Here is a 19250-nt window from a genome sequence, read left to right on the forward strand (position 1 = left end):
CAGCTATTTGTTACTGCGGCAGTTTACTTTTATATAAAAGAAATACGCTATTCTGATCTGGATTTTGTCTTTCACTAATTTCAAATAAGCCAGATGCTTTTAAAACACCTTTTAGTGTTTTAATGCCATACTTCTTAGGCGTGCAGGTAGGGTTTTGGAGCTTAATAAATTCGCCTGCTCTTGCCAACAAAATCATACCGTCTATTTTTTCTATATTTATTTCTGCTAAACGCAGTAATTTTACAATCTCTGTATTTTCCCATGTTGTTTCAGACGGATTAATCAGATTGATATACTCAACGCCAGAAGAAGTAATATCTGCCTTGAATTGCTTATATAAAATTTCTATTTTTGGGTTAGATTCGGCATAATTTTCCCGAAGAAAAACAAGCACACTAAATACAAAAGGTGTTATCTCTTTATAAAATGAAATTGCTTCTTGGTACTGTGATTCTAAATCGTTAATGCAAGTTCTACAATCTTCTTGATTCTCTAAGATATGTAAACCTTCCGACCCACCAAAGTGATGAACGAGTTTGTTCCGTTCGGCAACCATCTCTCTTAATTTATCGGCAAAGTAATCAGGGTTATAATCCACAGAGTCAATAGTGCTATAGTCAACAAAGTCAATAATGTCGTAATCCACAGACTCAATAAAGGCATTTATTAAATATCCTAGAGTCTTTAACTTAGCTGTTTCTCTGTACTTCCGAAAGCTATCGATACCCTTTGCACTACCATCTGAGTGTATATATGGAAGAAGCAGTTTCAAGCCTTTTTCGATTTGCTGAAACATCAATATATTTCGTCCTATTTTTCTTAGGACTTCATTTACTAAGTCTGGAAGCTCACTTTTCATTGTCGTGTTAACCTGCTAGTCAAACGTAGCTAGAGGGTACGGCAATTATAGCTTTGCTTTTTGATGCCCTAATCAATCAAAATCCGAGGTAGTTAGTGGTACTAACCACTCACCAAGGAAACCAGCACGCCGTTGAGGTCGCGGACGCGGGCTATTGTTTGTCCCCAAGGTTGGATTTTTGGGGGGTCTAATGGTTTGGCTCCTGCTCCGATGGCTTTGATGTAAGCGCTACCAACATCAGGAGTGATGAATGAGATTTGAATTAATGTCGGTGGTTGTGTGGCGTCGTTGGGATGAAAACCACCGGGAAATAATTTCTGTGCTTGGCTGGTGGAAGAAAAAGCCAATGTGGTGTTTCCTGTTTCGATTTCAGCCCAGATAAACTGTCCCCGATCCTCCACGGTGCGACGAACTAAACCAAATGCTTTTTCGTAAAACTCAACGGTCTTAACTACATCGTCTACCCAAATGACCGTGTAACCAAATTTCACAGTTTTTTCTCCTTGTTGAGAAGAATCAGCGCTGGTAAATATTTTTGCTACTTACAGCAGATTGCAAGGAAACTAAATCCCAAAGCCAGGTATAAATAAAGCCTGTTCTACTTCTGAATTCTGAATTCTGAATTCTGAATTCTCCTATAACTGTATGCCATTTGAAGGCACTGTGGCTTAACTTTCGAGAATATTACGGTCTGTTGCTAGAGTTTGGGCTGCTGTTTGCATCATTTCCATATTTGATTGCGACCAATTATGAGGCCCTTGGCAGTGATGTGCTATTAATAATCCCCATAATCCTCTAGGTATCACAATTGGGACAACGAGGTTGGCGCGAACATGGAGACTGCGGAGAAAATCTCGGTGACAAGACTCCATTGATTCTAATTCAATATCAGCGATCGCCTTTACCCGTCCTGCCAGATATAAAGCAGCATATTCATCGTTAAAACAATCATCTGGCCCAGTGGAACCAAGAATTGAAAATTCTTCAGAACTCAACGATTCAAAAGTTACCTGTCCTTCCCACTGACCATAAAAATAATACAAAACTACGCGATCGACCTGAAGCATTTCTCTGAGTTGATTCGTCGTTTCCCTGACTAACTCATCCCGGCGTATCCTTCTGACAAGGCGAGAGAGTAATTTTTCCAAACCCTGCTCGCGGCGATTGTGGCTTTGGTTTGATTCTGAGTGAGGATGAATTTGCACGGTTTTAAAATTACGACTAAGTAAATGCTGCCGCACTTAATATAGTAATTTATTAGACCTTATTTAAATACATTTTTGTATTTATAGCAGCAATTCAATTTTAACGTAACATAATACTAGTCAAGCACTTTGATAAAATTTAAATAAATTATTAAGAAAATAAAATTTTTAATTCATACCATTAAAAAATCAAAATTATAAATTCAAAGTTAAGATTTTGATAAAATTACAAATAATATGTTTAGTGTTTTTTTATAAGAATTGAGCCAATAAGTATACTTAAGACTGCAATATAAAAAGTCAATTTGTATTCATAGTTACAGATATTTGTGATGCTGTTAATATTCCTAGTTTTTATGCAGAGCATGGGTACTCTAAGTTTCTAAACATTGGAATAAAGTTACGGTAAGCTGACAATGCTGCTTCTTTAACGGTTGCACTCACAATGGGAAAGGTAGTGAGGATGTAGCTAAATTCATCTTCGGTTAAACCGTAAAGGTGTGCTACCATGCCATCGAGTTCTGCGCGGAGTTTGGCGCGTTCTGTTTCGTCGGTAACGCCTTGTTGATGGGAACCTAAATTGACTTCTTGCGCGAGTTCGTCAAATTCTGGTGTGGTGCAGATGAGTTTGGCGGCGCGTTGTACAATGTCGTTGAAGTAGCGATCGGTTTTTGTTAAGCGTGGGATTGGTAGTTGATATAAATAAAAAGAGTTAAGATTCGTAGTCATACGTGAGCGTAGAGTATAGTCAACTACGAAGGTATTTAGTAATGAAGAAAGAACGACTAACTCTGAATTTGATATTCTTAATTCATTATATCTATCCGTGTCGTGATGGAAAGGAAAATTTACTGTAAGCGAGTTACCAGCAAATGACCAAGCTGGAATTACAGTAGATATTAAGGTTCTTTCATTGGTGTTAGAAGCTATTTTGCGTATTGCCAGTCTATAAACCTCATAATCATTTTTTAAATCTTTAGTAATTTTTCCACTAAATTTTATTCTTTTAGCGCGTTTCTCCAAAAACACTTCTCTTAAATCTGATTCTTTAATCCAGTAATGAGGTTTATCATAATCATGCTGAAAATGCCAAATCATTCCTCCTTCATATAAGGTATACTTGGTTGGCAATTGCTGAAAATATTTTTTTGAGCGAGTCATGTGAAGTTCTTCTCCGTAAAGCTCAAGTCCCCAACCCAACTTGGAATCAGAAAGCAACGGATAATTCAAGAACTTTTCAGTAATCTCTAAGTCTTCTCTACTCCTAAATTCCATTATTGACATAGAATCAGGTGAGAAACGGCGTACTAATTTAACACTGATAGAGAAGTTTTCATCATTAGGAAATTTTTGCAGTTCTTGTACATCATGGCGCATGAATGACGCTGGGAAATCTTCCGTTTTATTGCCCTTCTCAAACGTGAGAACAACAAACTTAAAACTACGATGAACTCCTTCAAAGATTTCTTTTCGGTTTTCAAAGCAGAATAATCCAGATATTTGAGTTTGGTTAAACAACATTTCTCGTAGTTTTTTTGCTCCTAAGTCAGTATAGATACCACTAGGGACAACGATTCCACATTCACCACCCGGAGTTAATAAATTCAAGCACTGTTCTAAAAATATTTTATAAAGATTAATATCAGTGCCTATCTTCTTACCGTTTACAATAGGAACTTGATTTTTATACTGTTGAGATAAACGGTAATAATCACTGATGTAAGGAAACTGTTTTTGATAATCTAGCCAAGCCGCAGCAATTTCTATATCTTTAAGAAGTTTTTCTTGTTCCTGCTCAAAGGTATGAATGTCCATCTTCTTTTTTGTCACCAAGTCACTATATTGTGCGAAAAACTCTTTAGCTTGTGGCTTAAATATCTCCCAAGGTGGATTAGTGATAATTGCATCAAAGCCGCCACGTTCTAAAATTTTGTCAAAGTGATAACCCCAGTGAAACGGCTTCAAAGCTGTAATATCCTCAATCTTTAAAACACGCTTTTTTGATTTACCAGTTAACTGAACTTCCTCGTATTTAATGCCCAACTTTTGACTAAACTCATCCAACAATAAAAGATTTAATTTCTTTTGTGATTCGTGATTAAGGTTGTCAATAGATTTACGTAAGTTCAATAACCTTGCATCTTGATGGGTTCCCAGTTCTCCACCAGAGAGTTTTTCCTCACCAGGAATAAAGGCGTGTTTTTTGTACAATTCAACAGATTTATTCTTTTCTTCTAAAATCTTTTTATAATTATCTGCTGCTAAAGACTGTAATAGATTTCCTTGTAGTGAATTTCCCACTGCATCAAAAGCAGTGTCATCTACTTTAATCAACCCAATCAGTGAATTACCCGCCATAATATTAAAATCAATATTAGGCAATGGTTCTAATTCTTCCACTTCATTAGCCGAAGAAACCAAAGCTAAGAAAAGACGCAGTTTAGCAATTTCCGTTGCTTCCTCCATGATGTCTATACCATAGAGGTTATCAGAAACAATCCGCTTTTTGATAAAATAAGGTAGTGAGGGATGGGAATTTTCTATATTTTCAAGCTTCTTTTTAAGAGTGTCATCACCCATTAACTGAATTGTTCCAAACACCGCACTATAAACTTGGATTAGCGTTTTCATCGCCGCCACAAGAAAAGCACCAGAACCGCAAGCTGGGTCAAGAATTGATAAATTAGGAAGAATATCTTCCATTAGTGAACGACAGACATTTGTATCCAGTTTGATGAGAAGTTCGTTAATATCCTCAAAAGGCTTATATTTATCAGGTAATGCATTATTTACGCGGTCTAAAATTAATTTGTGAATAGTTCTGTCACAAAGATATTCTGTAATTTGTGGTCTAGTATAATAAGCTCCAAAAGCCTTTTGATTAATGTATTTTTCAAATATATATCCTAAAACATCGGGGTTAATTTCGTCGTCTTTTCCTTCCGGCGTATCATCTAAATTCCAAGAATAACGCGCAAATAAATCGAGAACTTGCTCAAACGCTTCATCAATGATAGAAATTTGATATCTTTCTTCAATATGATGTTTGAGAAATAAACCTCCATTCAGGTATTTAACCTTTCCTACCAATTGTTGTACAGATAAATCGCGTTCAATCTCAGGTTTAGCAAAGCTTTCAAAAAACAAAGCCTTGAGAAATTCAGCATAAAAATGATTTTCACCTTTTTGCTTGCTTTGTTCAAGCTTATTTTGCAGATAATTTAAATCCTTGTTATCAATAAAACCTTTACGTTGAAGAAAATAAACAAACATCAAGCGATTGAGAATTACCGATGTATACCAACGTCTATCTGTTTCATTGTCGATTCCTTTCACAAACTGCAAAAACTTCTGGTGTTGTTCTTGAAATTCCTTATAAAATTTTTTAGTTACAGGTTCAACATCAAAACCGCGTTGTAGCTTATAAGCAATTTCGACTACAGTCGGTTCACCATGTTCTAATTCAGTAATATCAATAACTAAAGAACCAAGCTTACTTAAAAATAAGTCTCCTGGTTGACCTTTTACATATAAATGGTCGCGGACGTAACTTTTACTTCCTTCTCTTTTAACCCAATACCAAAGACTACGCGTGCGTTCTTCGGTAATAAAAATTAGCAGATTTTCAGCTATCAGTTTAGTAATTTCTTGATGAATAGCAACTCTAACTTTCGCCTCTGGTATTTTTCCATCAGTTGCAGTGATTTCAAAGATTGCAACACCTGAAAGTTCAGCAATCTTTTTGTATTGATACGTCTTATTCTCAATCTTTAACGCAACAGCCTTTTGCCTTGAAGGTTTAGACCAACCTAATTCTTCTATAAATAAATCACCAAATTGAAAGTTATGGAGTAAATCGCGTGTTCGTTGAAAATTAAGCGACATAATTTACAATGTTTAGAAAATAGAAAAGCAGCATGGTAAATTTGCCACTCAGAAAATAAATCTGTGGCTATAAAAAATTAAGTCCGCCAGCGCGGACTTTAAGAAACGCTCTTTATACGAGTTAAATTTTTACCCATGCTTTTTATACTTTATAAATCCTTTATACAAAATTCGGCTCAGTGATATTATTGAGTTATCTAAAGGCCGACTTAGTTTTGTGCGGGCGTAGTTTTTAATTGTCAGGTATATTTGCTGATTACTTTATCAAAATCTCTAATTGCTTTCTTAAAATGAGCTTTTACTTACTCAAAATCTCTAATTGCTTTCTCAAAATGAGCTTTTACTTACTCAAAAGAAGCTTTTGCTTACTCATTTTGGTGTTTTCCGCAAGTAAAATAAGCTTTGACTTATTCAAACCCCAGTTTGCTTACTCATTTTAGTGTTTTCCGCAAGCAAAAGAAGCTTTTGCTTATTCATTTTGGTGTTTTCCGTAAGTAAAATAAGCTTTGACTTTCTCAAACCCCAGGTTGCTTTCTAATTTCGGTGTTTTCCGCAACATAACAAAGACGCGATAAATCGCCGTGTCTACAAAAGACAATACGGTTCACTTAAGGCTATAACTCTTTTTTTTAACGAACCGCAGAGGCGCGGAGGGCACAGAGAGAAGAGAGAAAGAGAGGGAAGAAATGCTTAACTGAACTGTATTGCTATTAAAGACTTCTTATTGTAAAGACGGCGATTTATTATGTCTCTTACATTAATTACGAATTACAAAATAATCCCAAAGAACAAATAATTTGAGGTTCTCGTTTTTCTAGTTCTTCAGTCACAATACACAAACGGTCATCCATTCGTAACGCCACAACTAACTCAGCCAACTGCTGATTATTAATACCGCTTCTTAGTTGGCGGTTGAGAGTATCAATGGCTGACTGTCGCAAAGGATAACGGTAAATCTCATCGATTGCTTTTAAAAGTTCTTCGCTGACAAATAGTGTTCCCTGCATTTCTTGAACATAACTTTTCAGCCGTTCATAGGTGCGGAACCTTGCACCTGATGGTCGCCCCAATTGACCGCCTGCATTTTTCTCTTCTTCAGCAATCAGTTCAGTACCCTTTTTTACTAATTCGTGATGCTGTTTATCTTTGGGTATGGCTGGGGTAGATTCTTCACACGCTGCTACCCGCAGAACCGCTAATTGTGATTGAGTAACGCTGTTACCATCGCGGTCAACATAAATCAAAGAATCATTTCCCTCGGTGGTTTTCATATAAAGCAATACCCCCTCCGGTTGGACAGGTTGCGGAGTATGGGCGCGGGTAGAATAAACCACATTTTGCATTTCCTCAATGGTTTTTTTCAAGCCGGGATTTCCATCGGTGGCTTTCTTCCAGATTTGAAATGCTTCTGAAGTCAAGTCTACTTCTGTATCTTCTTCGCCATCTAAAATTCCAGATTTCTCGTTGTAGAGGTCGAGAATTACTCGTGCATCATCATCTTCAAAAAATGCTTCATCAGTTCCCACGACTTCCGCATTTTCTTGCAGTCGTTTACGGAGTCGTCCCCGCAAATTAATAATTCGTTCTACTCCCTCGGCTGGTAAAAAAGAATAACAAAGAATTTTATCAGCATTTTGTCCAATGCGGTCTACTCTTCCTGCACGTTGAATTAAGCGAATAATCGCCCAAGGTAAATCCCAATTAACAATAATTGCACAGTCTTGCAAATTATGACCTTCACTTAAAACATCCGTGGCGATTAAAATACGTAACTCATTTGATGATGAAATTTGTTCGCGTTTACCATTACTTACAGGACTAAATCTTCCCGTGATTATTGTCGGGTCTTTAGATTGACCTGTTACCCCTGCCACATTAATAATATGGTTTAATTGCAAATTGTCTACAAGGTAGCGGACTGTATCGGCAAACTGTGTGAAAATTAGGACTTTATCTTGGGGGTGAGTTTCTGTTAGCAGTTTGATTAAAGCAGCAAGTTTTTCATCTACTTGGGGATTCCAATTACCACACTGTTGCAAGACATTAATCAATGCTTTGGCATCTTCTAATAAATCCCGCTTCAATTTTTTAATATCAAAAACTGTAGAAGGTAACCACTTAAATCGTCGTTGGTATTTAGTTATATATTCTTGATAAATTAATTCTGCTCTTTGACGAAATACTTTTTCTGTTTTAGATAATTTTTCATCCTCCTTTAAAAAAACAGTTGCTTCTTCTGTTTCCACTGGCAGCAAAGTATTGGAATCATCTTCTTCCGTTTCTGTATCAAACAAAGCTGCTGCCACAGAATCGGCATCTTCATCATTGTTACTTGTATCTAATAACTCTGCATCCTGAGTTCCAATCGGAATATTAAGCCCCTGCTCTAAGGCATATAAATAAATGAAGTTCCGTAAAATGTGGCGTTCAATTGATTGCATAAAAGCAACACCACTACTTTCTAAACGTTTAAATAAATTAGTTCGAGAAAAACCCATTAACCTCCTACCGCCACGAAATAAACTATTAATCAAACGTTGTTCTATATCTGTAAGCGGCTGTTTGGGTTTAGCAATCAAGTAATTTCCTAATCCATAACGAGGTAAATTAAGTTGATTAATTACTTCTATGACTGACTCTGAGTAAAGACGAGAATAAAAGTCAGTGTCAGCACCTTCTAAAGGAAACTTGAGACTCCGGGGTAGGCGCTGGGGAAAATAAGAACGTCTCCCATCAGCAAATTCTAAATATTTACGTCCTGTTTCATCTGTGCAAGCATAATTATCTTTAATAAAAGAGCGAGTGCGTCGCACCATGTAGCGTTTCATCAATTCTCGCCAGTCATCAGGGTGTTCGCTTTTCTCAAAGGCAGCTAAGGAACGTACAGAACATTGATGTTTTCTAATAAACTCTAATTCTCCTACCGAACTGCCACCAAGTTGATTAATTAAAGCTTCTGGTCTTAATCCTAAATCTTGGTCTTCTGGCACAAATAGCCGCAGTTGGGCAGAAAGGTCAAGATAACTTTTATTGTAAGGAGTAGCAGATAATAAAATACATTTACTTTCATTAGCAGTAATATATTCTGTAATTGCTCGATAACGTTTACCTTCCCGGTTACGTAAGTTGTGACTTTCATCAATTAATACAATTCGGTAACGGCGGAGTTTTGGTAATTTGTTTTGTACTTGACTAATTGGCATAACTTCGGCGAGTAACCGATAGTTATTGACATATTCTTGCCACATTGATACCAAGTTTTTTGGGCAAATAATTAATGTTTCTAAATAACAATCTTCTTGTAATATCTTGGCTAGGGCGGTTCCAACTAAAGTTTTACCCAAACCAACTACATCCCCAACTAAGACGCCACCACGCTTAGTTACATGACGTGCTGCTAGCTGCACGGCGGCTTTTTGAAAATCAAATAAGTTATTAAATTCGCGGGGAATGCGAAATTCTGAAAGTCCAGCGATCGCTTCATGGGATAAGTGATAAGCTATCTTCAGGTAGATGTAGTATGGTGGGATTAATTCTGCTCTTGCCCAACTGCGATCGATAATTTCAGCCAATTCTTGGGAAATATCTACACAACCGTAATCTTGCCAGCGATCGCTAAACCACTTTTGCAGTTTATTACAAGCATCGTGGTCTAAAATATCAACATTCAATTCCCCTTGTTTTGCCAGTCCGGGAAGAGTCAAATTACTACTACCCAAGAATCCCACAGTTGGGGTATTAGGGTCATTGCGATGCACAAGATATAACTTGGCGTGTAGAGAATGACGGAGGAAAAGTTTAATAATTAGTTTCTGAGTTTTTAGCTGATGACTTAACCGCCGCAACCCCGCTTCATCCAGATTAGTCGGCGCACCAATAGTCAACTGTTGGCGAAATTCCGCCGCCATGCGTTTTTTAAACCGCACGATGGCGCTATTATCAATCCGTCCATCACTACTACCAAGGGTAAATGCCGCTTGAACTTCATCACTCGGTAAACTTTGCATCCCTATTAACAAACGACAACAAGCATTTTCACTACCAACATACTGTTCGATTAAATCATCAATTCTTCGCCAACCTCTGAGGTTAAAGTAGCCAACACAAAAATCTGCCCGATAAGAGACTTTCAGGGTTTCTCGTAAAATCGGTAGCAGTTGTAAATCAATGTTGTCAAAAATCCGGGGCATTATTTAACACTCTATGAATATTTCGTACTTATGTTATAAGCGTTTCCCAACCTAGTAGTACGCCAAGGCAGCTTGGCGGGGTCAAGGGTAAAGGGGAAAGGGAAAAGGTTTTTTATCCCTTACCCTTTTCCCCTTTCCCTTTCCCCAGCCCTTATCCAGCAAAGTTGACTTGCCAGACTACTAGTAGTACGTCAAGTGAACTTGGTGGCGTAAAGGGCAAAGGGGAAAGGTTTTAAATACCTTACCCTTTTCCCTTTCCCCTTTAACCGAACCCTATTGGGCTATATCATCGCCAGTTTTACGAATATCAAAAAAATAGAGCAGTTGCACTGTAATACAACTGCTCTAAAAAATACTTGGATGGAGATTTTCTACCTATCCACAGAACCCATAATCACGTCAATACTGCCGAGAATTACCACAATATCAGCAACCTTCATTCCACGCAGTAAATGTGGGAGAATCTGGAGGTTGTTGAAGTCAGCAGGGCGAATCTTCCAGCGTGCAGGGAAGACGTTATCATCGCCTACTAGATAAATTCCGAGTTCACCTTTGCCACTTTCTACACGGGCGTAGATTTCACCTTTGGGAATTTTGAAGGTGGGGGAAACTTTTTTACCGATGTACTGATAATCAAAAGCGTCCCACTCAGATTTTTTACCTGCGGCTAAACGCTTGGCTTCGAGATTTTCATAAGGGCCGCCAGGAAGTCCTTTAATTGCTTGGCGAATAATCTTCACAGATTCGCGCATTTCCCGCATCCGCACCACGTAACGGGCAAAGCAATCGCCAGCAGTTTCCCATTGTACATCCCAGTCGAAATCGTCGTAGCATTCGTAATGGTCAACTTTCCGCAAATCCCATTTCACGCCAGATGCGCGTAACATCGGGCCAGAAAGTCCCCAGTTAATTGCTTCTTCACGGGTGATAGTCCCGATACCTTCAACACGCCGGCGGAAGATGGGGTTATCGGTTACCAAGCGTTCGTATTCATCAATTTTGGGTATCAAGTAATCGCAGAATTCCGCACACTTATCTACCCAGCCATAAGGCAAATCAACCGCCACGCCACCGACGCGGAAGTAGTTATTATTTACCATCCGGTAACCTGTGGCGGCTTCCCACAAATCATAAATCATCTCCCGTTCCCGGAATTGGTAAAAGAAGGGAGTTTGAGCGCCAACGTCAGCGAGGAAGGGGCCGAACCACAGCAAGTGGTTGGCGATGCGGTTCAACTCCAGCATAATTACGCGGATGTAACTAGCGCGTTTGGGAACAGCGACACCTGCTAGTTTTTCCGGTGCGTTGACGGTGACGGCTTCGTTGAACATTCCCGCAGCGTAGTCCCAGCGACTAACATAGGGGACGTACATGACGTTAGTGCGGTTCTCAGCAATTTTTTCCATTCCTCGGTGGAGGTAGCCAATAACTGGTTCGCAGTCAACGACATCCTCGCCGTCCAAGGTGACAATTAGCCGCAGAACTCCGTGCATTGAGGGGTGGTGTGGCCCCATATTTAGCACCATCGGTTCAGTGCGGGTTTCTATTCTGGTCATAGATTTAGTGTTCTCCCGTTGTGACAATTTTGAATCGAACCGCTAAGATGCCAACTAGACACAATTATTTTGTCTGTCAGGGATTGACGGGGGGATGGGGAGACGCAAGGACGAGGAGAATCAAAATTTTCCCATGTCCTGACATTAGCCTCAACTTTCAATTTGACAGACTATTAGAGGCAATACTTTTAGGGACTTCCAAGTAAAAAAATATTCCACAGAAGACTGTTAACTGTTAACTTTTGACCGTTGACCGTTGACAGTCAGCAGTCAACAGTGAACAGTCAACGACCTGAATCGGAACAATTTATTTTTTGGAGTTCCCTTAAATCTATTGCCCATACAGGGGTATGTTTGAGAGGGGGTGACAGAGGAGAGGTTTTACTTGATGTTTCATTTTGTTGCACTTCTTCAACTATTATATGGAAGCTGGATATCAAGAACTTGAGGCGCAGGAATTTTTTCATGTGCCAGTGTTGGGTCGGGAGATAATTGAAAATCTGGCGGTGCGTCCCGGCGGGCATTATTTAGATGTAACAGTAGGTGGTGGCGGTCACAGTCGGCTAATTTTAGAAGCTGCTGCGGATGTGCGGGTAACGGCAATTGACCAAGATGAAGATGCTTTAGCTGCGGCGCGAAAGAATTTAGCTGAATTTAGTCATGGCGTACAATTTATTCATCGCAATTTTGCTACCTACGAGTTTTCCCCTCACACTTTCGATGGTATCCTCGCGGATTTGGGGGTGAGTTCTTACCATTTAGACCAGCCAGAGAGGGGTTTTAGCTTTCGCCAGGATGCGAGTTTGGATATGCGAATGGATCGCGGGCGATCGCTAACTGCTGCTGATGTGATTAATAATTGGGATGAAGCCGAATTAGCTCAAGTTTTTTTTGAGTACGGTGAAGAGAGATTATCGCGCCGTATTGCTAGACGCATCATCGAACGCCGTCCGTTTCACACCACTGTTGAGTTGGCCCAAGCGATCGCCGGTTGCGTTCCCCCCAAATACCGTTATGGTAGAATTCACCCTGCTACTCGTGTTTTTCAAGCTCTGCGAATTGTGGTCAATGATGAGCTAAAATCCTTAGAAACTTTTTTGGATAAAGCACCAAACGCCCTTGTCCCCGGTGGCAGAATTGCAATTATCAGTTTTCACAGCCTAGAAGACCGTTTGGTAAAACATGGTTTGAGAAATTCACCTTTATTAAAAGTCTTGACAAAAAAACCAATTATTGCATCTGAAGAAGAAATTAATAAGAATCCGCGATCGCGATCGGCCAAGTTGAGGATAGCAGAAAGAAAGCAAGAGTGAATCGACATGTAGAGAAGTTGCAATGCAACGTCTCTACAAAGATTTTGATAAGTAGGTCAACTTAATTAAACATAAAACAATGGTAGGGTGCGTTATCGCAAAGCGTAACGCACCTCAATTGCTATAGTACAGTCTACAGAGGTGCGTTAGCCTACGGCATAACACACCCTACATTTATTGACATCTACGTATGACGTTTTTTTAGGTTGAGCTACTTATATACACAATCGTTTTCATAGATGAAATCAGCAATAACCAAATTAATATTAATCAATTAAAAAAACCGCCACTATATTAATTAGGACGGTTTGGTTAAGCAATCGGAGGGTAATTACAGATTACTTTGCTAATAAATGAAATTGCTGTAACGAAGTTTGCAATTTGTAAGAATTCAGGAGTCAGAATCCAGGATTCAAAAGGGTTAAAGAACGAGATTGAAGAAGAACTCAGAAGTCAGAATGGGCTAAACGCCCCGCTACCGCTAACAGGAGTCAGAATCAAGACGCTCCCTACAAGACGCTACGCGAACGCGGACTCGCTAACGCTGCGCTATCAGTCGGGGATTCAGACCCGCGACTGATTGCAGTCCACCAAATTTTAAATTTGGAGGGGGTCTTAAACCCACTTATTCATTCACCAGTCGGACTTTAATTCGATTCTGAATTCTGACTCCTGACTCCTGAATTCTTTCTTGATAAATATTTGATAAACAAATTTACTGTTCTACTAGATACTTCTAAATTGTGACTCTTGGGTGCTGAATTCTTTAAATTGGTATCCAAAGTGAAGAGTTATCTGAAGTCAAGAAATAAGTTATCTTTACCACAGTTATGACACGCATTCTGTGTAATTTGCTATTACTTACGTTGGACTGGAATTCCCCAAATTTTGATTTGTCGATCGAATCCACCACTGGCTAGAATTTGCCCATTTGGACTAAAAGCGATCGCACTTACCCAGTCTGTATGTGCGCTGAATGTATTAATTAACTCACCTGAAGTGATATTCCACAATCTAATACCATCTTTACCAGCACTAGCTAGGGTTTGTCCGTCTGGGTTAATGGCGATCGCATTTACCCAGTTATTGTGTCCTGTGAGGGTGCGGAATAATTCTCCACTATTGACATTCCACACTTTAACAGTGCGATCGCGGCTAGCACTAATCAATGTTTTTCCGTCCGGTGTAAAAGCAACTGCGGTTACGGAATTAGTATGAGCCACTGATTCACTGATTAATTTACCACTACTCAAGCTCCACAACTTAATCACACCTTTATCGTCACCACTAGCCAAGGTTTGCCCATCAGGACTAATAGCCACCGCATAAATCAAATTGTTGAAGCGTGCTAAACTACCCAGTGGGCGCTGCTGCAATAAATCCCACAAGCGAATTCCATCTAAAGCACCGCTAATTAAAACTTTACTATCAGGGGATACCGCTAAAGATAATACGTTACTGGTATGTCCTACAAAGGAGCGGCTAAATTTAAATTTAAAATTTTTCACATTCCAGAGGTTAATGGTGTTGTCAGTACTACAACTAACCAAGGTTCGACCATCTGGCGAAATTATTAAAGATTCCACGGCACTTTTGTGTGCTTTGTTAATATCCCCGAATTTTTTGCCGTTTGCTGGATTCCACAGACGAATTATACCTTCATTTTCCGCACCACCACTGATAAGAATTCTGCTATCTGGAGTGAATGCTAGGGATTTAACAGTTCCGGTATGTCCTTTGAGGGTATAAAGTAATTGAAAATTGGCAAACCTATTTGTAGTTTCGGAGTTTGGTGCAAATTCAATGACAGCATTAGCTTGATGACTATAAAACCCTTCCCAAGTAATTACTGGAAGGGCAACAGCTATTATTGATGCCAGAATAATATACCTACGCCGGAAATTACCCCCTCCTCTTCCCTCACTCCTCACTACTTTGCCTCACTTTTTGATTAGGTATAAAAAAACATATACATACAAAAATCTGAGAGTTATGAACTATAACTCATAACTCCTAATACCATTTCACTTTATAAATGATACAAATACAAGGGTAAGGGCGTAGGCTCTGTTTTCCCGCAGGGTACAGCCGTTCGCCCCTACAGGTTATTGTATGTGTATCAATATTTTGGTGAATTGGTATAACTCCTAACTCCTAACTCCTACCTCCTAACTCCTAATTTTTAACTCAACACTCCCTAAAGAGGTGGTTTTTTCTTAGAAACACTTAGCATTGGTAAAGGTGGACTAGAGGAACGAGAGGGCAAGTAATGTTGTACTATAGGCTCCTCTGGTAGAGGACGACGCTGTTGGATACGCCACAACTTTAAGCCTAGCGCTATCCCCGCCGTTCCCAAACCAAAAGCAAACAACGACCAGCTATCATCCAATCCGCCAATCAGGGCATCTACCAGTCCCATCGTAATCAATATAGTGATTAGTGGTTCTTTGCGGTAGGTTGATTTCAAAAAACGAGGTAATACAGCATTCATCACAGGTTGATTGGTTCCAGTTCACCTTTTGTGTATATTCTTGACCAAGAATACCTCACCCATATTTTGCCTTTTTCATGGAAGGCATAAACTAATATTTATGACTTTCTTGAGTAGGGGAGGAAGTCTACTCTTTAATGTTGTTACATGTGCTAATTGCAACTTTTCGGATATTTTAGTCAATAATAGATATTTAGATTCCTCTCTTGGTTACATTCTAGGATAACAATTTACAAATATCAGCCCTGAAAGTCAAAACCAACTGGTTATACCAGCTGGTTAAAACTCCTCTAAATACTAGCTTACAATTTGTACGTGTGTTTGTTGCGTGTTTCTTGGTGGCACTATTTTAGACCAAGCCATGATAACACCCCTTGATTAGTGACGTATTCAATCACCAACATTAAGGCAAAGCCAATCATTGCAGCTCGACCATTCAACCGCTCAGCATATTCGTTAAAGCCAAACTTCGGTTCGTCTAGTTTAGGTGTAATTGTCGGTTGTGATTGTGTCATTTTTTAGAAACCTCTTTTCGGCAAACGGGACTTAATATCGGACTTTGTCTTAGGTGTCGTGCATTTAAATTGCACATCTTTTGGTGTTGGCTGTTGAGTGTCAAAGGTTAAGGTGCGAACAAGATCCTTTACCCTAGACCCTGTTCTTGTTTAGAAAACTTCCACCTTTGGGGGACTTCCAAGTAAAAGAATATTCCGTTGCTGGTGTTGACCGTTGACTGTTAACTCTTGACGGTGAACTGTGAACCGTCAACAGTCAACGACCTAAATCGGAATAATTGATTTTTTGGAGTTCCCTAGCTGATTTTGACAGTTCTGGGATGCAAGATGACTCGATAAGTTTAGCTAAGGCTTCCTAAAGAGCAGCTTGCAGCCACTTTTTTAATAAATCGTTACTATTCTTTATATATTGTATTAATACTGAGGCAATAGTCAAGAGTGAGAATTTGCAGCTATTTAGATTAAATTTACAGGCTCCAGAGAAAGAATAGCTATTTCTAATACAGCTATCGCCTATGGATCGGTAGCAAGCTTGAGATTGGCAGGCTACAGTTAAACAAAAAAATTATCAGAGGCGGTATATGGAAATTGGTGTTCCGAAGGAAACTAAAGATTTAGAATTTCGGGTGGGTTTAAGTCCTTCGAGTGTGCGGGTGTTGCGAGAAAATGGTCATAGTATCTTTGTCCAGACTCAAGCAGGTGATGGTGCTGGATTTACAGATGAGGACTACGTCAGTGCGGGAGCAGAAATTGTCCCCACAGCAGAAGCGGCTTGGAATCGGGAATTGGTGGTAAAAGTCAAAGAACCGTTAAAATCAGAGTATAGTTTTTTGCAAAAAGGGCAAGTATTATTTACTTATTTACACTTAGCAGCAGATCGCAAATTAACAGAACATTTAATTGATTGTGGCACTTGCGCCATTGCCTACGAAACTGTAGAACAACCAGGTGCTAACAAATTACCTCTGCTGAGTCCCATGAGCGTAATTGCTGGTCGGCTTGCAGTCCAATTTGGAGCCAGATTTCTAGAACGTCAGCAAGGCGGTAGAGGTGTGCTTTTGGGTGGTGTACCTGGAGTCAAACCGGGTAAAGTGGTAATTCTCGGTGGCGGTGTTGTGGGCACAGAAGCAGCTAAAATTGCTGTGGGTATGGGTGCTAGCGTCCAAATTTTAGATGTGAACGTCGAGCGGTTATCTTATTTAGAAACCTTATTTGGCTCTAGAGTGGAATTTCTTTACAGCAACTCAGCTCATATTGAAGCCGCAGTTAAAGAAGCCGACTTGCTCATCGGTGCAGTTTTAGTTCTGGGACGTAGGGCACCAACTTTAGTATCCCGCGAATTGGTCAAACAAATGCATCCTGGGTCAGTAATAGTTGATGTTGCTGTAGATCAAGGTGGTTGTGTGGAAACGTTACATGTCACATCTCACACAAATCCTGTATATATTGAAGAGGGTGTGGTGCATTATGGCGTTCCCAATATGCCAGGAGCCGTACCTTGGACAGCAACTCAGGCACTCAATAACAGTACATTACCTTATGTTGTGCAGTTAGCGAACTTGGGAATTAAAGCATTAGAAGTAAACCCAGCTTTAGCTAAAGGTGTGAATGTGCAAAATCATAAATTAGTGCATCCTGCTGTGCAAGAGGTTTTTCCTGATTTAGTGAGTTAGAAGCTGTGCAAGTGTTGGGCGATCGCCTATGCTAATGGTGGCAATCTTCATCAATTAGACTAATTTCGTTACCAAATGCGCGGATGGGTAGCTGTAGAAAATCAAAGCCAGCAAAAAATGGCTGCATCTCAATGTGTACAAGGTTTTGACGACTATAGAACTTTTAAACCATCCGCGCACCTTACGGAGACTGAGTTTCAGCAATTTTGAATTGTTTGACTACCATTTCCTGTGTTATCATTCTGTACATCCGCGCAACTGCACCTTGAAAACCAAATACAGCAAGTCTTTTTAGTGCCGGCGATTGCAATTAACTAAAATCCCTATTAGGGATTGAAACAATGACCCAGAGCTTCAGGCAATGCAACAACATTATTGCAATTAACTAAAATCCCTATTAGGGATTGAAACAGATAATTTCTAATGACACAACTTAAGCCAGTTATTGCAATTAACTAAAATCCCTATTAGGGATTGAAACTTGTGGGTAGGGATTAATCAAATCTTTGTAGCGATTGTAGGATTGCAATTAACTAAAATCCCTATTAGGGATTGAAACATGCCCCTCTGGGTTGCTTACATGACCTTTAGGCGCAATTGCAATTAACTAAAATCCCTATTAGGGATTGAAACAAAAGGATAATGGCTAATGGAACCTTCCTTGCTATTGCAATTAACTAAAATCCCTATTAGGGATTGAAACAGAGAATGCAGAGGACTTATACTTGATGAATCTGATTGCAATTAACTAAAATCCCTATTAGGGATTGAAACCCATATTTATTATCCTTTTAATATAAATTATTAAATTGCAATTAACTAAAATCCCTATTAGGGATTGAAACAATATTAACTTGCAAGGAGAGGACAATTTATCACAAATTGCAATTAACTAAAATCCCTATTAGGGATTGAAACAAATCAGAAAAATTAATATACTCAAATCCCCAATCATTGCAATTAACTAAAATCCCTATTAGGGATTGAAACAATATCAAATCTGCTGTATTAGCAATCTCTAAATATTGCAATTAACTAAAATCCCTATTAGGGATTGAAACATCTGCTCTTACTTGAGAAACTGTTCCCGCTTCATTGCAATTAACTAAAATCCCTATTAGGGATTGAAACAAGTACTGAGCGGTTCCCTGGCTACTACGATCGGATTGCAATTAACTAAAATCCCTATTAGGGATTGAAACACAGACCTTACAAGTGTACCTGTAACCCGTGGAAGATTGCAATTAACTAAAATCCCTATTAGGGATTGAAACCTGGCTCAGGCTGCCACTTAATCACCACAAAAATATTGCAATTAACTAAAATCCCTATTAGGGATTGAAACTTGGAAGATGATATTAGAATCGTCGAGGGAGCGAATTGCAATTAACTAAAATCCCTATTAGGGATTGAAACACCTACCACCAGGAATGATTTGAGGGCATTGCCATTGCAATTAACTAAAATCCCTATTAGGGATTGAAACCTTTGTAGAACAAATTGCGCTGTTCGACCCTGACATCAAAATTGCAATTAACTAAAATCCCTATTAGGGATTGAAAC

General features: G+C 39.2%; 11 protein-coding genes and 1 CRISPR repeat array (1 of these 12 cut by a window edge). Of the genes, 2 read left to right on the forward strand and 9 right to left on the reverse strand.

Annotated features, from left to right (window positions below; genetic code table 11):
• Positions 1 to 10: 10 nt before the first annotated feature.
• The 6 genes from VF06_RS02875 to VF06_RS02900 all read right to left on the reverse strand — a co-directional run bounded on the left by VF06_RS02875 (position 11) and on the right by VF06_RS02900 (position 11695).
• Complete coding sequence (locus VF06_RS02875; RefSeq protein ID WP_099067219.1) at positions 11 to 859, reverse strand: OST-HTH/LOTUS domain-containing protein; 849 nt, start codon at positions 857 to 859, stop codon at positions 11 to 13.
• 101 nt (positions 860 to 960) lie between these two features.
• Entirely contained in the window at positions 961 to 1350 is a 390-nt protein-coding gene (locus tag VF06_RS02880; RefSeq protein WP_099067220.1) for a VOC family protein, read from the reverse strand.
• A 177-nt stretch (positions 1351 to 1527) separates the two neighbouring features.
• Positions 1528 to 2064, reverse strand: a complete 537-nt coding sequence (locus VF06_RS02885; protein WP_099067221.1) for a GAF domain-containing protein — start codon at positions 2062 to 2064, stop codon at positions 1528 to 1530.
• A gap of 354 nt (positions 2065 to 2418) precedes the next feature.
• On the reverse strand, positions 2419 to 5949 hold the full coding sequence (locus VF06_RS02890) for an Eco57I restriction-modification methylase domain-containing protein (RefSeq protein WP_099069765.1): 3531 nt from the start codon (positions 5947 to 5949) through the stop codon (positions 2419 to 2421).
• Between the two features lie 761 nt (positions 5950 to 6710).
• Entirely contained in the window at positions 6711 to 10139 is a 3429-nt protein-coding gene (locus VF06_RS02895; protein ID WP_099069766.1) for a helicase-related protein, read from the reverse strand.
• A gap of 371 nt (positions 10140 to 10510) precedes the next feature.
• On the reverse strand, positions 10511 to 11695 hold the full coding sequence (locus VF06_RS02900; protein WP_099069767.1) for an NAD(P)H-quinone oxidoreductase subunit H: 1185 nt from the start codon (positions 11693 to 11695) through the stop codon (positions 10511 to 10513).
• A gap of 422 nt (positions 11696 to 12117) precedes the next feature.
• Between VF06_RS02900 and rsmH the strand changes: the two genes are divergently transcribed.
• The gene (gene rsmH / locus VF06_RS02905) at positions 12118 to 13008 is read left to right on the forward strand and encodes a 16S rRNA (cytosine(1402)-N(4))-methyltransferase RsmH (RefSeq protein ID WP_099069768.1); all 891 of its coding nucleotides are present in this window, start codon (positions 12118 to 12120) and stop codon (positions 13006 to 13008) included.
• An 857-nt stretch (positions 13009 to 13865) separates the two neighbouring features.
• Here the strand turns inward: rsmH and VF06_RS02910 are convergent.
• From VF06_RS02910 to VF06_RS02920, 3 genes are all read right to left on the reverse strand, one after another.
• Positions 13866 to 14939, reverse strand: a complete 1074-nt coding sequence (locus tag VF06_RS02910) for a WD40 repeat domain-containing protein (protein WP_180267240.1) — start codon at positions 14937 to 14939, stop codon at positions 13866 to 13868.
• A 266-nt stretch (positions 14940 to 15205) separates the two neighbouring features.
• The gene (locus tag VF06_RS02915; RefSeq protein WP_099069769.1) at positions 15206 to 15499 is read right to left on the reverse strand and encodes a hypothetical protein; all 294 of its coding nucleotides are present in this window, start codon (positions 15497 to 15499) and stop codon (positions 15206 to 15208) included.
• Positions 15500 to 15843: 344 nt separating this feature from the next.
• Positions 15844 to 16014 carry a CAB/ELIP/HLIP family chlorophyll-binding protein gene (locus VF06_RS02920; RefSeq protein ID WP_099069770.1) on the reverse strand — a complete coding sequence of 57 codons (171 nt, stop codon included), beginning with the start codon at positions 16012 to 16014 and terminating at the stop codon, positions 15844 to 15846.
• Between the two features lie 581 nt (positions 16015 to 16595).
• Here VF06_RS02920 and ald point away from each other — a divergent pair.
• On the forward strand, positions 16596 to 17687 hold the full coding sequence (ald, locus tag VF06_RS02925; RefSeq protein WP_099069771.1) for an alanine dehydrogenase: 1092 nt from the start codon (positions 16596 to 16598) through the stop codon (positions 17685 to 17687).
• Between the two features lie 303 nt (positions 17688 to 17990).
• A CRISPR array of direct repeats spans positions 17991 to 19250; the repeat unit is 37 nt; unit sequence ATTGCAATTAACTAAAATCCCTATTAGGGATTGAAAC (it continues 428 nt past the right edge of the window).

The sequence above is a fragment of the Nostoc linckia z4 genome (genome assembly GCF_002608075.1).
Lineage (GTDB): Bacteria > Cyanobacteriota > Cyanobacteriia > Cyanobacteriales > Nostocaceae > Nostoc > Nostoc linckia.

Coding starts and splice junctions, on each gene's coding strand:
- VF06_RS02875 (WP_099067219.1), bottom strand. CDS start 859: ATGAAAAGTGAGCTTCCAGACTTAGTAAATGAAGTCCTAAGAAAAATA.
- VF06_RS02890 (WP_099069765.1), bottom strand. CDS start 5,949: ATGTCGCTTAATTTTCAACGAACACGCGATTTACTCCATAACTTTCAA.
- VF06_RS02895 (WP_099069766.1), bottom strand. CDS start 10,139: ATGCCCCGGATTTTTGACAACATTGATTTACAACTGCTACCGATTTTA.
- VF06_RS02900 (WP_099069767.1), bottom strand. CDS start 11,695: ATGACCAGAATAGAAACCCGCACTGAACCGATGGTGCTAAATATGGGG.
- rsmH (WP_099069768.1), top strand. CDS start 12,118: ATGGAAGCTGGATATCAAGAACTTGAGGCGCAGGAATTTTTTCATGTG.
- VF06_RS02915 (WP_099069769.1), bottom strand. CDS start 15,499: ATGAATGCTGTATTACCTCGTTTTTTGAAATCAACCTACCGCAAAGAA.
- VF06_RS02920 (WP_099069770.1), bottom strand. CDS start 16,014: ATGACACAATCACAACCGACAATTACACCTAAACTAGACGAACCGAAG.
- ald (WP_099069771.1), top strand. CDS start 16,596: ATGGAAATTGGTGTTCCGAAGGAAACTAAAGATTTAGAATTTCGGGTG.